General features: G+C 62.5%; 15 protein-coding genes. 10 read left to right on the top strand and 5 right to left on the bottom strand.

Going from position 1 to position 15,996, the window contains the following annotated elements:
- The first annotated feature begins 145 nt into the window (after nt 1-145).
- From LOY31_RS15150 to LOY31_RS15195, 10 genes are all read left to right on the top strand, one after another.
- Nucleotides 146-1,024, top strand: coding sequence for an amino acid ABC transporter permease (locus LOY31_RS15150; protein ID WP_011334265.1), 879 nt, complete (start codon nt 146-148; stop codon nt 1,022-1,024).
- A gap of 10 nt (nt 1,025-1,034) precedes the next feature.
- On the top strand, nt 1,035-1,799 hold the full coding sequence (locus LOY31_RS15155; RefSeq protein WP_039768627.1) for an amino acid ABC transporter ATP-binding protein: 765 nt from the start codon (nt 1,035-1,037) through the stop codon (nt 1,797-1,799).
- A 39-nt stretch (nt 1,800-1,838) separates the two neighbouring features.
- Complete coding sequence (locus LOY31_RS15160) at nt 1,839-2,663, top strand: ABC transporter substrate-binding protein (RefSeq protein WP_102686101.1); 825 nt, start codon at nt 1,839-1,841, stop codon at nt 2,661-2,663.
- A 147-nt stretch (nt 2,664-2,810) separates the two neighbouring features.
- Nucleotides 2,811-3,659, top strand: a complete 849-nt coding sequence (locus tag LOY31_RS15165) for a polysaccharide deacetylase (RefSeq protein WP_258711776.1) — start codon at nt 2,811-2,813, stop codon at nt 3,657-3,659.
- Nucleotides 3,652-4,542, top strand: coding sequence for a polysaccharide deacetylase (locus tag LOY31_RS15170; RefSeq protein ID WP_258711777.1), 891 nt, complete (start codon nt 3,652-3,654; stop codon nt 4,540-4,542). Before LOY31_RS15165 ends, LOY31_RS15170 begins: the two co-directional genes overlap by 8 nt.
- On the top strand, nt 4,539-5,855 hold the full coding sequence (locus tag LOY31_RS15175; RefSeq protein ID WP_258711778.1) for an MmgE/PrpD family protein: 1,317 nt from the start codon (nt 4,539-4,541) through the stop codon (nt 5,853-5,855). Before LOY31_RS15170 ends, LOY31_RS15175 begins: the two co-directional genes overlap by 4 nt.
- 16 nt (nt 5,856-5,871) lie before the next feature.
- Entirely contained in the window at nt 5,872-7,050 is a 1,179-nt protein-coding gene (locus LOY31_RS15180) for an MFS transporter (protein WP_258711779.1), read from the top strand.
- A 157-nt stretch (nt 7,051-7,207) separates the two neighbouring features.
- Nucleotides 7,208-7,894: an HPP family protein gene (locus LOY31_RS15185; RefSeq protein WP_236188453.1), complete on the top strand. Its 687-nt coding sequence runs from the start codon at nt 7,208-7,210 to the stop codon at nt 7,892-7,894.
- 190 nt (nt 7,895-8,084) lie between these two features.
- Nucleotides 8,085-9,191 (top strand): enoyl-CoA hydratase/isomerase family protein, encoded by a 1,107-nt coding sequence (locus LOY31_RS15190; protein WP_258711780.1) that lies wholly within the window; start codon nt 8,085-8,087, stop codon nt 9,189-9,191.
- Between the two features lie 3 nt (nt 9,192-9,194).
- Nucleotides 9,195-10,346 (top strand): acyl-CoA dehydrogenase family protein, encoded by a 1,152-nt coding sequence (locus LOY31_RS15195; protein ID WP_258711781.1) that lies wholly within the window; start codon nt 9,195-9,197, stop codon nt 10,344-10,346.
- Between the two features lie 37 nt (nt 10,347-10,383).
- On the opposite strand, the gene LOY31_RS15200 is transcribed toward LOY31_RS15195, so the two are convergent.
- The 5 genes from LOY31_RS15200 to LOY31_RS15220 are packed head-to-tail and all read right to left on the bottom strand — an operon-like array spanning nt 10,384 to nt 15,964.
- Nucleotides 10,384-11,157, bottom strand: coding sequence for an enoyl-CoA hydratase (locus LOY31_RS15200; protein WP_258711782.1), 774 nt, complete (start codon nt 11,155-11,157; stop codon nt 10,384-10,386).
- A gap of 14 nt (nt 11,158-11,171) precedes the next feature.
- The gene (locus LOY31_RS15205) at nt 11,172-12,299 is read right to left on the bottom strand and encodes an acyl-CoA dehydrogenase (protein WP_210710641.1); all 1,128 of its coding nucleotides are present in this window, start codon (nt 12,297-12,299) and stop codon (nt 11,172-11,174) included.
- A gap of 19 nt (nt 12,300-12,318) precedes the next feature.
- The gene (locus LOY31_RS15210) at nt 12,319-13,509 is read right to left on the bottom strand and encodes an acetyl-CoA C-acyltransferase (RefSeq protein ID WP_258711783.1); all 1,191 of its coding nucleotides are present in this window, start codon (nt 13,507-13,509) and stop codon (nt 12,319-12,321) included.
- Nucleotides 13,510-13,521: 12 nt separating this feature from the next.
- Nucleotides 13,522-14,283 (bottom strand): SDR family NAD(P)-dependent oxidoreductase, encoded by a 762-nt coding sequence (locus LOY31_RS15215; protein ID WP_085603435.1) that lies wholly within the window; start codon nt 14,281-14,283, stop codon nt 13,522-13,524.
- Nucleotides 14,284-14,299: 16 nt separating this feature from the next.
- Entirely contained in the window at nt 14,300-15,964 is a 1,665-nt protein-coding gene (locus tag LOY31_RS15220) for an AMP-binding protein (RefSeq protein WP_258711784.1), read from the bottom strand.
- Between the last annotated feature and the right edge of the window lie 32 nt (nt 15,965-15,996).

Consider the following 15,996-nt stretch of genomic DNA (forward strand, 5'->3'; position numbering starts at 1 on the left):
TGTGGGAGCGAGCTTGCTCCGGGCGGCGTTCCGACGAATGCGGTGTGTCATTCAACCTCGATGTCGCCTGACACGGCCTATTCGCGAGCAAGCTCGCTCCCACAGTGATCGTGTTGGATTTGAAAGTACAGTTCGGAGAAACACCATGAGCCAGACTCAGGCAGAACGACTCCAGGCGGAGCGCAAACTGGCGGAAAACCAGTTCGACATTACCCAGTACCAGCATGTGCCGCGGCGTTATTACGGGCGGATCTTTTTCGCCACCGTGATCGTCATCGCGATCATCGGCCTGGTGCGGGCCTTCGCCGAAGGCAAGATCGAATGGTCGTACATCGGCCAGTTCCTGACCTCCGAAGCGATCATGTGGGGCCTGTTCAACACGATCATCATGGCCGTGCTGGCCATGGCGCTGGGCATCGTGTTCGGGGTGATCACCGCGATCATGCGCATGTCGGCCAACCCGATCCTGCGTTACGTGGCAGTGACCTACACCTGGCTGTTTCGCGGTACGCCGCTGATTCTGCAACTGCTGTTGTGGTTCAACCTGGCGCTGATCTTCCCCACCATCGGCATTCCCGGCCTGTTCGAACTCGACACCGTGAGCCTGATGACCCCGTTCGTGGCTGCCCTGCTCGGCTTGAGCATCAACCAGGGCGCCTACACCGCTGAAGTGGTGCGCGCCGGCCTGCTGTCGGTGGACACCGGCCAATACGAAGCGGCCAAGTCGATCGGCATGCCACGCCTGCAGGCGCTGCGCCGGATCATCCTGCCCCAGGCCATGCGGATCATCATTCCGCCGGTCGGCAACGAATTCATCGGCATGGTGAAAATGACCTCCCTGGCGAGCGTCATCCAGTACTCGGAACTGCTCTACAACGCCCAGAACATCTACTACGCCAACGCCCGAGTCATGGAGCTGTTGATCGTCGCCGGTATCTGGTACCTGGCCACCGTCACCGTCCTGTCCTTTGGTCAAAGCCGTCTGGAGCGTCGTTTCGCTCGCGGCGCCGGCAAGCGTTCTTGAGGAATCCGTCATGAGAAACATCGTCAAGGCCGTGAGCCTGAACAAATATTACGACCAGTACCACGCGCTCAAGGACATCAACATCGAGGTCGAGCAAGGCGAAGTGCTGTGCATCATCGGCCCGTCCGGCTCGGGCAAGAGCACCCTGCTGCGTTGCGTCAACCAGCTGGAAAAGATCGACAAGGGCGGCCTCTGGGTCGATGGCGAACTGGTCGGCTACCGCGTGGTCGGGCACAAGCTGCACGAACTCAACGAGTCGCAGATCGCCCGCCAGCGCCTGGCCACCGGCATGGTGTTCCAGCGCTTCAACCTGTTTCCGCACATGACCGTGCTGCAAAACATCATCGAAGGCCCGTGCCAGGTGCTCAAGCGTTCGCCCAAGGAGGCGCACGAAGAAGCCCTGGAACTGCTGGCCCGGGTCGGCCTGGCCGACAAACGCAACAGCTACCCGATCGAGTTGTCGGGCGGTCAGCAGCAACGGGTGGCGATTGCCCGCGCCCTGGCCATGCGACCCAAGCTGATGCTGTTCGATGAACCCACTTCGGCACTCGACCCGGAACTGGTCGGTGAGGTGCTGTCGGTGATGCGCGATCTGGCGCAGACCGGCATGACCATGATCGTCGTCACCCATGAACTGGGCTTCGCCCGGGAGGTTTCCAACCGCATGGTGTTCATGGACGGCGGGCAGATCGTGGAGGCTGGAAGCCCCGAAGAAATACTAATAAGTCCGCAAAACCCGCGCACCCAAAGCTTCATTTCTGCCGTTCGAACCTGAGGCCCCTTTGGCCTTCACAACACTCATAAGAGAACGTCCATGAAGAACTTCGTCATTCCAGCAGTACTCACCTCCCTCATGTCTTGCGGTTTCGCCGTGGCCGCCGAGTTGCCGGCCAGCATCAAGGAAAAAGGCGAGATCGTCGTCGCGATCATGCCCAACTATCCGCCGATGGATTTCAAGGACCCGGCCACCAACAAGCTCACCGGCCTTGACTACGATCTGGGCAACGCCCTGGCCGAGCGTCTCGGGGTGAAGATCAAGTGGCAGGAAACCGGCTTCGAGCAAATGATCAACGCCCTGACCACCGACCGCGTGGACATGGTCCTGTCGGGCATGACCGACACCGCCGAGCGTCAGGCCAGCGTGACCTTCGTCGACTACTTCACCAGCGGCCCGCAGTTCTACACCTTGCAGAAAAACGCGGCGACCAACGAGATCATCGACCTGTGCGGCAAGAAAGTCGGCACCAGCCGCCGCACCACGTTCCCGGCGGAAATCGCCGCGTGGAGCAAGGAAAACTGTGAGGCCGCCGGCAAACCTGCGATCAACGTGATCGGCACCGAAGGCTCGGCCGACGCCCGTGCGCAACTGCGTCAGAGCCGCATCGATGCGGCGATGCAGGGCAGCGAAACCCTGTCGTACCTCAAGACGCAGGAAAAGGACATGTACAAGACGGTCGGCCAGCCGATCTCCGTGCAGTTCACCGGGTTGGGGGTGAGCAAGAAGAAGCCTGAGTTGAGTGAAGCGGTGAAAGTGGCGCTGCAGAGCATGGTGGATGACGGCAGTTATGGCGCGATTCTGAAGAAGTGGGATCTGGAGTTGGGTGCGATCAAGGATGTGACCATTAACGCCGGCAAGTAATTTTGCAGGCACCGCGACCCTATGTGGGAGCGAGCCTGCTCGCGATGAGGCCGGCACATTCAACATTGATGCCGCCAGTCATACCGTCATCGCGAGCAGGCTCGCTCCTACAGGTCAGGTGCCCATCTTCAGACAGTTGGAGCACCCTTGATGTCCTCCCCCCAACCCACCTGGCCCGACCAGCACAAAGCCTGCCTCGCCCTGGCCTTCGACCTCGACGGCCCGACCGGCGACGCCATGCTCAACGGCTCGATCTGGCACAAACCCGAATACTTCGGTTTCGGCGGCTACGGCCCCTACCGCGCCTTGCCACGCCTGCTCGACCTGCTCGACGCCTTCAAGATCCCGACCACTTTCTTCGTCCCCGCGTGGGTCGTGGAAAACTGGCCGAAACAATGTCAGGCCATCGTCGAGCGCGGCCATGAAGTCGCCTACCACGGCTACAAACACGAATCCTTCTACGCCCTGACGCTGGACCAGCAGCAGGCCGTGATGAACAAATCCCGCGACGTCTTCTGGCAATACCTGCACATCCGTGCCGAGGGGTTTCGCACCCCGTCCGGCGACTGGCGTGCCGAAACCCCGGCGATGCTGGCGGACAACGGCGTCATCTATTCCAGCAGCATGCGCGGCGATGATCGCCCGTATCTGGTCAACGTCCCCGGCCACGACACGCCGCTGGTGGAAATCCCCGGCCGCTGGGAAATGGACGACTACGCCTCCCTCGCCTACACCCGCGCACCGAACTTCCCGTCCGGGCTCGATCGCACCGCCAGCTACGAGCTGACCCTCGACAACTGGCAACGCGAGTACGACGGCGCGATGGACGAAGGCCTGTGCCTGACCACCCTGTTCCACCCGAAAATCACCGGCAAACCGGGGCGCATCCTGCTGCTGGAGAAACTCTTCGAACACATGCGCCAGCGCGATGACGTGTGGTTCGCCACGTGCCGCGACGTCGCCCGCTGGTGGCTGAAGGAGCATCACCATGGCTGACGCTGATAACCTCTGGCCCGCCGGCAAACGCTGCACGGTGGTGCTGACCGTCGATTACAACGACATCCACGGCATTCTCACCCAGGCCCCGGAAGTCGCCGGGCGCGACAAGACACTGTCGGTGTGGCGCTACGGCACGCAACGCGGCGTCGAGCGATTGCTCGGCCTGTTCAGGGAACTCGGGGTGCGCAGCAGTTGGTTCGTGCCCGGCATCGTTGCCGAGGAAAACCCGCAGCACATCGCCGCGATTCTGGCCGACGGCCATGAAATCGCCTGCGCCGGTTACCGCCATCAGGATTACGACACGCTGGATCTGCCGGCGCAAAGCGCGGAAGTCGCCAAGGGCTGTGCAGCGCTGGAAGCATTGACCGGCGTGCATCCAACCGGTTTCCGGATTCCGGCGGGTAACGGCGCGCCGGGCTTCATTGAAGCATTAAGAGATCACGGCATTTATTGGTCTTCGTCATGGCGTGGCGATGACCTGCCGTTCTTGCACCCGACCGCGCCTGAAGTGGTCGAGTTGCCGCTGCATTACGAACTGGAAGACGAGCCTTACTTCGCCTTCAACCTGAGCCCGGCCGTGCCGCCGGCGCAATCGCGGATCGCTTCCTACAGCCACACCCTGGGCAACCTGCAAATGGACTTCGCCGGATTCCACCGCTTCGGCCTGTGCTACGTGCTGCGCCTGCACCCGGAAATCATCGCCACACCGGGGCGCATCGGCGTGCTGCGGGAATTGCTGCAAGGCATTCAGCAGCATGACGATGTGTGGATCGCCACCGGCGCTGAGGTCGCGCAGTGGTGGGCGCAAACGGCGGCGCCGGTCGCGCAGGATCATCCGGCGTCGGTGTATGAGCGCCATTATCGGGACTACCTCGTATGACGGAACGCATGCAGCGGCTGGCGCGGTTTTGCGTCGAAACAGGGTTTGAAGACCTGCCGCCAGCGTTGGTGGAGCAGGCCAAGCGACACATTCTCGACACCTTCGGCGCAGCACTGGCCGGGGCCGACAGCGCGGTGGCGCTTCAGGCGCGGCAGGTGTTCGGCGCAGAGCCGGGCACCGCGCTGGTCTGGGGTTCGTCATTGCGGGTCGGCGCGGGACATGCGGCGTTGCTCAACGGCATCGCCGCCCATGCGCTGGAGCTGGACGACACCGGTGGTTGCGATCACTCCGGCGCGGTGGTGTTGCCGGCAGTGATGGCGGCGCTGTCGCTGGTGGACCGGCCGGTGGACGGTCACGAGTTCATCACTGCCGTGGTGATCGGCTACGAAATCGGCCGGCGGGTGCTGGAAGCCTGCGGCAGTTATTCGGCGCACAACGGCGCCGGTTGGCACTCGACCGCCACTTGCGGCGTGTTCGGCGCGGCGGCGGCCTGTGCACGGATCTTTGCGCTGAATGTCGGGCAAACCGTGTCGGCACTCGGCATCGCCGGCAGTTTCAGTGGCGGGTTGTGGGCGTTCATTCACGACGGTTCGCAAAGCAAGAAACTGCACAGTGGCCGTGCGGCCGAAGGTGGTTTGCTCGCCGCGCGTTTTGCTCGTGAAGGTGTCAGTGGGCCGTCGGTGTTGTTCGAGGATGTCTGGGGTGGATTTCTCAAGACGCTGGCGCCGGGCAGCGCGCAGCCGGATGCGCTGGATGCCGAATTGGGGCGCGTCTGGAAACTCGCGCGCTGTTCGATCAAGCCCTACGCCGCTTGCCGTGGCACCCATTCGGCCATCGATGCGCTTGGGTTGTTGCTGGAGCAATTGCAGGTCGGCGCGGATCAGGTGGAAGACATTCAGGTCAACCTGTGCGGGTTTCTGCTCGACATGTGCGGCGGTCGCGACATCAAAAGTCTGGCCGCTGCGCAGATGAGCCTGCCCTACGCCCTCGCCGCGCGACTGGTGCACGGTCATTGCCGACTCGAGGCTTACGATGAGCAGCCACGCAACGATCCGTGCATCGCTCACTGGCTGGCGCGCATTCGCCTTGAAGTGGATGAGCGACTGTCGGAGGATGGCGAACCGGTGGTCGTTGTGCGAACCCGCGACGGACGTCAGGCGAGTCTGTGTGTCGAGGCGGCGCTGGAGGAGAAGTTTTTCAGTCTGGCGTTGCGGGTGATTTCACCGGTCAAGGCCGAGCCTTTATTGGCGCAGCTGCGGCAACTGCAAACGCTGGATTCCGTGCGCGATCTCGAGCACCTGTTAACCGAATAAGGACATTTGATTTTCCGTGGCCACCTACTCGCTCGTTATCCGCCGCCTGATGATCGTCTCGCTGACCATCGTCGTCAGCCGCGCCATCACCAGTCCGTTGCTCACCCTGTTTTTGAGCAACAAGCTCGGCCTCAACCAACAGGACGTCGGGTTGTTGCTGGGCATCGCGGTGTTCATCGCCACCCTGCTTGCGCTGTATGGCGGCTACATCATCGACCGGCTGGAAAAGCGTCGGTTACTGATTCTGGCGATGCTCTCCAGCTCCATCGGTTTCGTGCTGCTGACCTTCGCCAAAGACCTGTACCTGACCACCGCGACTCTGGTCATCACCGAAACCGCCTCGGCGCTGTTCCTGATCGGCTCCAAGGCGATCCTCAGTGAAAACCTGCCCATGGGCCAGCGGGCCAAAGCGTTTTCCCTGCGCTATACCCTGACCAACATCGGCTACGCCACCGGCCCGATGCTGGGCGTGGTGATCGCCGGGGTCTACCCGATTGCGCCGTTCCTGATTGCTGCCGGCATCGCTTTCGGCAGCATCTTCCTGATGATCGGTATTCCCAGGGACGCCAGCCCCGTCGCCGCCATCGGCCAGCCGCAAAGCTTTCTGAAAACCCTGATCACCCTGAAAAACGACCGCACGCTGATCATGTTCACCTGCGGTTGCCTGCTCAGCACCGTGGTTCACGGGCGTTTCACCCTGTACCTGTCGCAATACCTGCTGGTGGTCGAAGACTCGCAGCGCGCCCTGCAAACCATGGCCGCCCTGCTGGCCTGCAACGCCATCGCAGTGATCCTGCTGCAATACCAGATCGGCCGCTTCCTCAACCGGGAAAAACTGCGCTACTGGATCGCCGCTGGCACCAGCCTGTTCATCCTCGGTTTGATCGGCTTCAGCCTGGCGGACAGCCTGGTGACGTGGTGCATCGCGATGTTCATCTTCACCCTCGGCGAGATGATCATTTACCCGTCGGAATTCCTGTTCGTCGACACTCTGGCCCCGGAAGAACTGCGCGGCAGCTATTACGGCGCGCAGAATCTGGCGGCGCTGGGTGGCGCGCTGAGTCCGGTGATCTGCGGCTTCCTGCTGATGCATACGCCGGCGCCGACCATGTTCTATGCCCTCAGCGCATTGACTGCGATGGGCGGCTTCCTGTGTTTCATGAGCGGGCGGCGCGTGGCTTTACTGCATAAATAATGCACTGAAACTGCATTTATATGAATTTGTCAGCATCGTGATTGCTTGGCACACTGTGCGCGTTCCTCCCCCAATAGTTGGAACACTTCGAAGGACTTTCCGCGTTTACGGACAAGTCCTTTTTTTTGCCCTGAATTTCGCAAAGGATCGATTCTGCATGCTCGCTCGCTGGTTGCCCGCCGCCATCAACACCCGTCCCACCGAATGGAGCCGCGCCGCGATCGGCATGGCCCTGGGCACGTTGTTCAGCGTGTGGGCGTGCAGTCAGGTGTTCGGCATTGAAGTGGCCTACCACCTGATCGGCCCGCTGGGCGCTTCGGCGGTGCTGCTGTTCGCCGTATCGTCCGGCGCCCTCGCCCAGCCATGGTCGATCATCGGCGGCTACCTGTGCGCAGGCGTCGTCGCGTTGCTGGTGGCCCACGTCCTCGGCCGAACCCTCGGCAGCGCCTGCCTCGCCGCAGGCATGGCGCTGATCCTGATGTGCTGGCTGCGCTGCCTGCACCCACCGGCCGGCGCCGTCGCATTGACGATGGTGCTGGCCGACCCGATGACCATTGCCATGGACTGGAAAGCCCTGGAACCGGTGATGCTCAGCGCCGCCTGCCTGCTGCTCGCCGCACTGGCCTACAACAACCTCACCCGCATCCGCTACCCGAAACGCCCCGCCGAACCGGCGCCGGCCGTGGCGCCGGTGGATATTCAGTCCATTACGGCCGAGGATCTGAAACGGGCACTGGCCGATATGGAGGCGTTCATCGATGTCACGCCGGAGGATCTGGAGCAGTTGATTCATGCCAGTGAACTGCATGCCAAGCGGCGCAGCATTGGCCAGGTGTTCCGCTGAGTCCAGAGCCAGTCCCTGTCAGCGTTGTCGATTGAAAAGAAGCCGCGATCCTGTGCATTTGGCCTAAGGTAAAAATGCAGACAGCCCGTGCACATATCCCCGTTGTACACGGCAAATTTGCACTGTTACGATCCGGTAACGCTCGCGCGCGAGCTTCTCGAATAAAGACAATAAAAGCAGGGAGTTAGTGATGACTGCTCAGGCTTCATCCCCGCGGACTTCGTCCATGGATGCCACGCCGCACGAAGTGCTGGCCGAGGTTCGCAATCACATCGGTCATCTGACCCTCAACCGCCCCGCCGGCCTCAATGCCCTGACCCTCGACATGGTGCGCCAGCTCCAGCAACACCTGGATGCCTGGGCCGCCGATGCCGATATCCACGCCGTCGTGCTGCGCGGTGCCGGCGAGAAAGCCTTTTGTGCCGGTGGCGACATTCGATCCCTGTACGACAGCCATAAAAGCGGCGACACGCTGCACGAAGATTTCTTCGTCGAGGAATACGCCCTCGACCTGACGATCCACCACTACCGCAAACCGGTGCTGGCGCTGATGGACGGTTTCGTTCTCGGCGGCGGCATGGGTCTGGTGCAAGGCGCCGATCTGCGGGTGGTCACCGAGAAGAGCCGTCTGGCGATGCCGGAAGTGGCGATCGGCTATTTCCCGGATGTCGGCGGCAGTTATTTCCTGCCACGGATTCCCGGCGAGCTGGGGATTTATCTGGGCGTCAGCGGCGTGCAGATTCGTGCGGCGGATGCGCTGTATTGCGGCCTCGCCGACTGGTATCTGGACAGCAGCAAACTCGGCACCCTCGACGAACAGCTCGATCACTTGGAGTGGCACGATACGCCGCTCAAAGACCTGCAAAGCCTGCTGGCCCGCCACGCCGTGCAAACCCTGCCGGATGCCCCGCTTGAAGCCTTGCGCCCGGCCATCGACCACTTCTTCGCCTTGCCTGATGTGCCGAGCATCGTCGAGCAACTGCGCGCCGTGACCGTCGCCGACAGCCACGAATGGGCGACCAGCACCGCCGACCTGCTGGAAACCCGCTCGCCGCTGGCCATGGGCGTGACCCTGGAAATGCTCCGTCGCGGCCGGCACCTGAGCCTGGAACACTGCTTCGCCCTCGAACTGCATCTGGATCGCCAGTGGTTCGAACGCGGCGACCTGATCGAAGGCGTCCGCGCCCTGCTGATCGACAAAGACAAATCACCGCGCTGGAACCCGCCGACCCTGGCTGCGCTGCACGCCGAGCACATCGCGAGTTTCTTCCACGGTTTCGCTGAGAGCGGGAGCTGAGCCATGCACGATCTCGAATTGACTGAAGACCAGGTAATGATCCGCGACATGGCCCGAGACTTCGCCCGTGGCGAAATCGCGCCCCACGCACAAGCCTGGGAAAAGGCCGGCTGGATCGATGACGGTCTGGTGGCGAAGATGGGCGAACTCGGCCTGTTGGGCATGGTGGTGCCGGAGGAATGGGGCGGCACGTACGTCGACTACGTGGCCTATGCGCTGGCGGTGGAAGAGATTTCCGCCGGTGACGGCGCCACCGGCGCGTTCATGAGCATTCACAACTCGGTGGGCTGCGGGCCGGTGCTCAACTACGGCAGCGAAGAACAGAAACAGACCTGGCTGGCGGATCTGGCCAGCGGCGCGGTGATCGGCTGCTTCTGCCTGACCGAACCCCAGGCCGGCTCCGAAGCGCACAATCTGCGCACCCGCGCCGAACTGCGCGACGGGCAATGGGTAATCAACGGCGCCAAGCAATTTGTCAGCAACGGCAAGCGGGCGAAACTGGCGATCGTGTTTGCCGTCACCGATCCGGATCTGGGCAAGCGCGGGATCTCGGCGTTTCTGGTGCCGACCGATACGCCGGGATTCATGGTTGATCGGACCGAACACAAGATGGGCATTCGCGCTTCCGATACCTGCGCGGTGACGCTGAGCAATTGCAGCATTCCTGAAGCGAATCTGTTGGGTGAGCGCGGTAAAGGTTTGGCGATTGCCCTCTCCAACCTTGAAGGCGGACGCATCGGCATCGCGGCGCAAGCATTGGGCATCGCCCGCGCGGCGTTTGAAGCGGCGCTGCGTTATGCCCGTGATCGGGTGCAGTTCGGCAAGGCGATTGTCGAGCACCAGAGCATCGCCAACCTGCTGGCGGACATGCAGATGCAGATCAACGCCGCGCGCTTGATGATCCTGCACGCGGCGCGGCTGCGTACGGCAGGTAAACCGTGTCTGTCGGAGGCTTCGCAGGCCAAGCTGTTTGCTTCGGAAATGGCCGAGAAGGTGTGTTCGTCAGCGATTCAGATTCATGGCGGGTATGGGTATCTGGAGGATTACCCGGTTGAGAAGTACTACCGGGATGCGCGGATTACCCAGATTTATGAGGGGTCGAGCGAGATACAGCGGATGGTGATTGCTCGGGAGTTGAAGAACTATCAGCTCTGACTGATCGCCCCCACGCAATGCGTGGGGGCGAACGCTATTACTTGCCCTGGAACTCGGCAGGCCGCTTGGCCACAAACGCCGCCATCCCTTCCTTCTGATCCTGCGTCGCAAACGCCGCATGGAACACCCGGCGCTCGAAGCGCACGCCTTCAGTCAGGTTCACTTCGAATGCGCGGTTGACGCTTTCCTTGACCATCATCGCAATCGGCAGCGATTTGCTGGCGATCACCGCCGCGACTTTCAGCGCCTCATCCAGCAACTCGGCACTCGGCACGATCCGCGCGACGATGCCGCAACGCTCGGCTTCCACCGCGTCGATCAAACGCCCGCTCAGGCACATTTCCATGGCCTTGGCCTTGCCCACGGCGCGGGTCAGACGCTGGGTGCCGCCCATGCCCGGCAGCACGCCGAGGTTGATTTCCGGCTGGCCGAATTTGGCGTTGTCGCCCGCCAGGATGAAGTCGCACATCAATGCCAGTTCACAGCCGCCACCCAGGGCAAAACCGTTGACCGCCGCGATGATCGGCTTGCGGCGGTTGGCCACGCGGTCGCTGTCGCTGAACAGGTCGTCCATGTAGATCTGCGGGTAGGTCAGATCGGCCATTTCCTTGATGTCGGCGCCGGCGGCGAAGGCTTTGGTCGAACCGGTGATGACGATGCAGCCAATGTTCGCGTCGGCTTCAAAACCATCAAGCGCGCGGTTCACCTCGCTGACCAGTTGCGTGTTGAGGGCATTCAGCGCCTGCGGGCGATTGAGGGTGATCAGGCCGACGCGGCCATGGGTTTCCAGCAAAATCGTTTCGTAACTCATGTGCAGATTCCTTCTCAAAGATTGCGCGAAATGACCATGCGCTGAATGTCGCTGGTGCCTTCGTAGATCTGGCAGACCCGCACGTCGCGGTAGATGCGCTCCAGCGGGAAGTCGTTGAGGTAACCGTAACCGCCGAGGGTTTGCAACGCCATCGAACAGACCTTTTCGGCCATTTCCGAGGCGAACAGCTTGGCCATCGATGCTTCGACCAGCGCCGGCTGACCGCTGTCACGCAGGGCGGCGGCGTAGTGCACCATCTGCCGCGCCACGGCGATCTGGGTGGCCATGTCCGCCAGGCGGAACGCCACGGCCTGGTGCTCGATGATCGGTTTGCCGAAGGTGTCACGTTCACGGGCGTAATCACGGGCCGCTTCGAACGCGGCGCGGGCCATACCCACCGATTGCGAGGCGATGCCGACACGGCCGCCTTCGAGGTTGGCCAGGGCAATCTTGTAGCCCTCGCCCTCCTCGCCCAACCGGTTGGCCACCGGCACTTTCACGTCTTCGAACAGGATCTGGCAGGTGTCCGAGGCGTGTTGGCCGAGTTTGTCCTCGATGCGGGCTACTTTGTAGCCCGGCGAATCGGTCGGCACGATGAAGGCGCTGATCCCGCGCTTGCCGGCACTCGGGTCGGTGACGGCAAACACGATCACGACCCCGGCGTTCTGCCCGGAGGTGATGAACTGTTTGCAGCCGTTGAGCACGTAGTGATCGCCTTCCAGCCGTGCACGGGTTTTCAGGCTGCTGGCGTCGGAACCAGCCTGCGGTTCGGTCAACGCGAAAGCACCAAGCATCTCGCCGCTGGCCAGCGGCTTGAGGAAACGCTCGCGCTGGTCGTCGTTGCCGAACTTGAGGATCGGCACGCAACCCACCGAGTTGTGCACGCTCATGATGGTCGAGCAGGCGCCGTCGCCGGCGGCGATTTCTTCCAGAGCCATGGCGTAGGCCAGGTAACCGGTGTCACAACCGCCCCACTGCTCCGGCACCAGCATGCCGAAGAAGCCCAGCCCGGCCATTTCGCCGATGGCTTCCTTCGGGAAGCGGTGTTCGCGATCCCACTCGGCGGCGAACGGTTTCAGCCGTTCCTCGGCAAACTGCCGGGCCATGTCGCGGATTTGTTGTTGGTCGTCATTGGGAATCATGGCAAATCCTTCACTCGGTTCAGACGCACTCGACAGCCATCGCCGTGGCTTCACCGCCGCCGATGCAGATTGCCGCGACGCCGCGTTTCAGGCCTTTCTGGCGCAGGGCCGAGAGCAAGGTCACCAGAATCCGAGCGCCGGACGCACCGATCGGATGACCTAGGGCGCAGGCGCCGCCGTGGATGTTGAGCTTGTTGTGAGGTATTTCCAGGTGGGTCATCGCCGCCATGCCGACCACGGCGAAGGCTTCGTTGACTTCAAACAGATCGACCTGATCCAGCGACCAGCCGGTTTTCTTCATCAGTTTCTTGATCGCGCCAATCGGTGCCACCGGGAACAGGCCCGGGGTGTCAGCGAAGGCAGCGTGACCGTGAATCACCGCCAGCGGTTTCAGACCCTGTTTCTGCGCTTGCGACTGACGCATCAGCACCAGTGCGGCGGCGCCGTCGGAGATCGAGCTGGAGTTGGCTGCGGTCACGGTACCGCCCTCGCGGAACGCCGGTTTCAGCGAAGCGATCTTGTCCAGCTTGGCTTTTGGTGGCTGCTCGTCGTTGCTGATCACAACCTGTTCTTTGCCAACGGTCACGGTCAGCGGAACGATCTCGGCCTTGAAGCTGCCGTCCTTGATCGCCTGCTGGGCGCGGGTGGTCGAGGCGATGGCAAAAGCGTCCTGAGCCTCGCGGCTGAAGTCGTTGGTTTCAGCGCAATCCTCGGCGAAGGTGCCCATCAGACGGCCCTTGTCGTAGGCGTCTTCGAGGCCATCGAGGAACATCGAATCCAGCACCCGACCGTGGCCCATGCGGTAGCCGGCGCGGGCGCGATCCAGCAGGTACGGCGAATTGGACATGCTTTCCATGCCGCCGGCGATCACCACATCGGCGCTGCCGGCCAGCAGCATGTCGTGGGCCAGAATCGTGGTTTCCATGCCCGAGCCGCACATCTTGTTGACGGTGGTGCAGCGGGTGGATTTGTCCAGCCCGGCGCCCAGCGCAGCCTGACGCGCAGGCGCCTGACCGAGACCGGCGGGCAGCACGCAGCCGAACAGCACTTCATCGACTGCATCGGCGGCAACACCGGCGCGTTCGACCGCAGCCTTGATTGCTGCTGCGCCGAGTTGTGGCGCGGTCAGGCTTTTCAGTTCGCCCTGAAAACCGCCCATCGGGGTGCGGACGGCGCTGACGATGACAATCGGATCGTTGGAGATGGTCATGGGAAATCCTCCTTACTTGGCGGCCATGCGCAAGGCACCGTCGAGACGGATCACCTCGCCGTTGAGCATGCTGTTTTCGATGATATGCCGCACCAGCGCGGCGTACTCGGCCGGTTTGCCCAGGCGCGGCGGGAACGGTACGCCGGCGGCCAGCGAGTCGCGCACTTCCGGGGTCATGCCGGCCATCATCGGGGTTTCGAAAATGCCCGGGGCGATGGTCATCACGCGGATGCCGAAGCGCGCCAGTTCGCGGGCGGCAGGCAGGGTCAGGCTGGCGATCGCGCCTTTGGATGCAGAGTACGCGGCCTGGCCGATCTGGCCGTCGAATGCCGCAACCGATGCGGTGTTGATGATCACACCGCGCTCGCCGTCGGCATTGGCTTCGCTTTCGGCAATCGCTGCCGCTGCCAGACGCAGCATGTTGAAGCTGCCGATCAGGTTGACGTTGATCACCTGAGCGAAACTGGACAAGGCGTGCGGGCCGTTTTTGCCGAGGATTTTCTCGCCGCGAACGATGCCGGCGCAGTTCACCAGACCATTCAGGCTGCCGAAGGCTTTTACCGTTGCCTGCACGGCGGCCTCGGCGGCGGCTTCGTTGCTGATGTCGGCGACCACGCTCTGCGCGCCGAGGCGTTGGGCCTGGGCGGCAACGGCATCGGCGTTCATGTCCACCAGCATCACTTTGGCGCCGGCACTCACCAGCAATTCAGCGGTAGCGGCACCCAGGCCGGATGCGCCGCCGGTGACGATAAAAACCTTGTTTTCGATCTGCATGACTGTTTCCTTGGATTCAAGCTGAAACGTTGTGCGCCGCGGCCTCTTGAGCCTTGGCGATTTCCTGGTTGCGCAAGATAAAGCGCTGCAATTTGCCGCTCGGGGTTTTCGGCAACTCGCTGACAAATTCGATTTCACGGGGGTACGAATGCGCGGCCAAACGCTTGCGCACGTGTTGGCGCAGTTCTTCGGCCAGCGCAGGTTCCGCGCGGTATTGCGGGTTGAGCACGACGAAGGCCTTCACCAGTTCGGTGCGCTCCGGATCGGGCTTGCCGACCACCGCTGCCTCGACGACGGCCGGGTGTTCGATCAGTGCGCTTTCCACGTCGAACGGGCCGACCCGGTAGCCAGACGTGGTGATCACGTCATCGCTGCGGCCGACGAAGCTGATGCTGCCGTCCGGGTTCCACTCGACGGTGTCGCCGCTCAGGTAGTAATTGCCGACGAAGGCTTTGGTTGGCGCGCCTTGGTAACCGGCGAACCAGCACATTGGCGACTGCGTGCGATCAATGGCGAGGATGCCGGGCTGGCCGACGCCGAGTTCGTTGTTCTGCTCGTCGAGCACCACGATGCGATGGCCCGGCGAGGCGAAACCGGCGGCGCCGAGGTGGATCGGGTGTTCGAGGCCGTGGTGATTGCACAGGACCATGCCCAGTTCGGTCTGACCGTAGTGGTCGTGAATGACCACGCCGAGGTTGTCGGCGAACCAGCGGATCACTTCCGGGTTCAACGGCTCGCCGGCGCTGCTGACGATGCGCAGCTTGCCCTTGATCGATTTGGCGAACTCGTCGCCGCCGGCAATCAGCAGGCGATACGCGGTGGGCGAACCCGTGAGGTTGGTGATGCCGTACTTGTTGATCACCCGGCAGGTGCTTTCGAGAGTGAACGGGCCATCGTAGAAGGTGATCGGATGACCCATCGACAACGGGCCGGTGACGCCAAAATAGATGCCGTAGGCCCAGCCCGGATCGGCGACGTTCCAGAACGCATCTTCCGGGCGCAGATCCACGGCATCACAGGTGTAACTCTGGAACGCAACGACTGCCTTGAGCGGCACCGACAGCGCTTTCGACGGCCCGGTGGTGCCCGAGGTGAACATCAGCAGGAACGGGTCTTCGCCGGTCAGCATTACCGGTTCGCAAACATTGGAATGGTTGGGCAGCTCGGCCCAGAAACTGAAATCGCCACGGACGATGCCCTGGCCTTTCGGACCGCCAACGGTGACCAGCGTCGGGCAATCGGCGACCTCGCTGAGTTTCGGCCGGTTAGCGGCGTCGGTCACCACGACTTTGGCGCCGGAGCTGTTCAGGCGATGCTCGAGGGCTTTGGGGCCGAACGCGGTGAACAGTGGTTGATACACCGCGCCGATGCGCCAGGTGGCGAACACGGTGATCAGCAATTCGATATTGCGCGGCAGCAGGCCGGCGACCTTGTCGCCCTTCTGCACGCCCTGGGCGAGAAGGAAATTGGCGAAACGCGCGGCTTTGTCCTGCAGGTCGCTGAAGGTGTACGTCGCACTGGCGCCGTCGCGGCCTTCCCAGAACAGCGCGATGCGCCCCGGCAGCGCGTGCCGGTCACAACATTCGACGCAGGCGTTGAGCGCCTCGAGCGTGCCGCTGAGCGCGGCGTCCACGGTGTGCTGATAATCAAACTGTGCGGTGGCAGACAAGTAATCGCGCATTGCCAGAATCCCTCTGTTCTTATTAGGTTGGG

This window comes from Pseudomonas sp. B21-021, assembly GCF_024749205.1.
Taxonomy (GTDB): domain Bacteria; phylum Pseudomonadota; class Gammaproteobacteria; order Pseudomonadales; family Pseudomonadaceae; genus Aquipseudomonas; species Aquipseudomonas paraglycinae.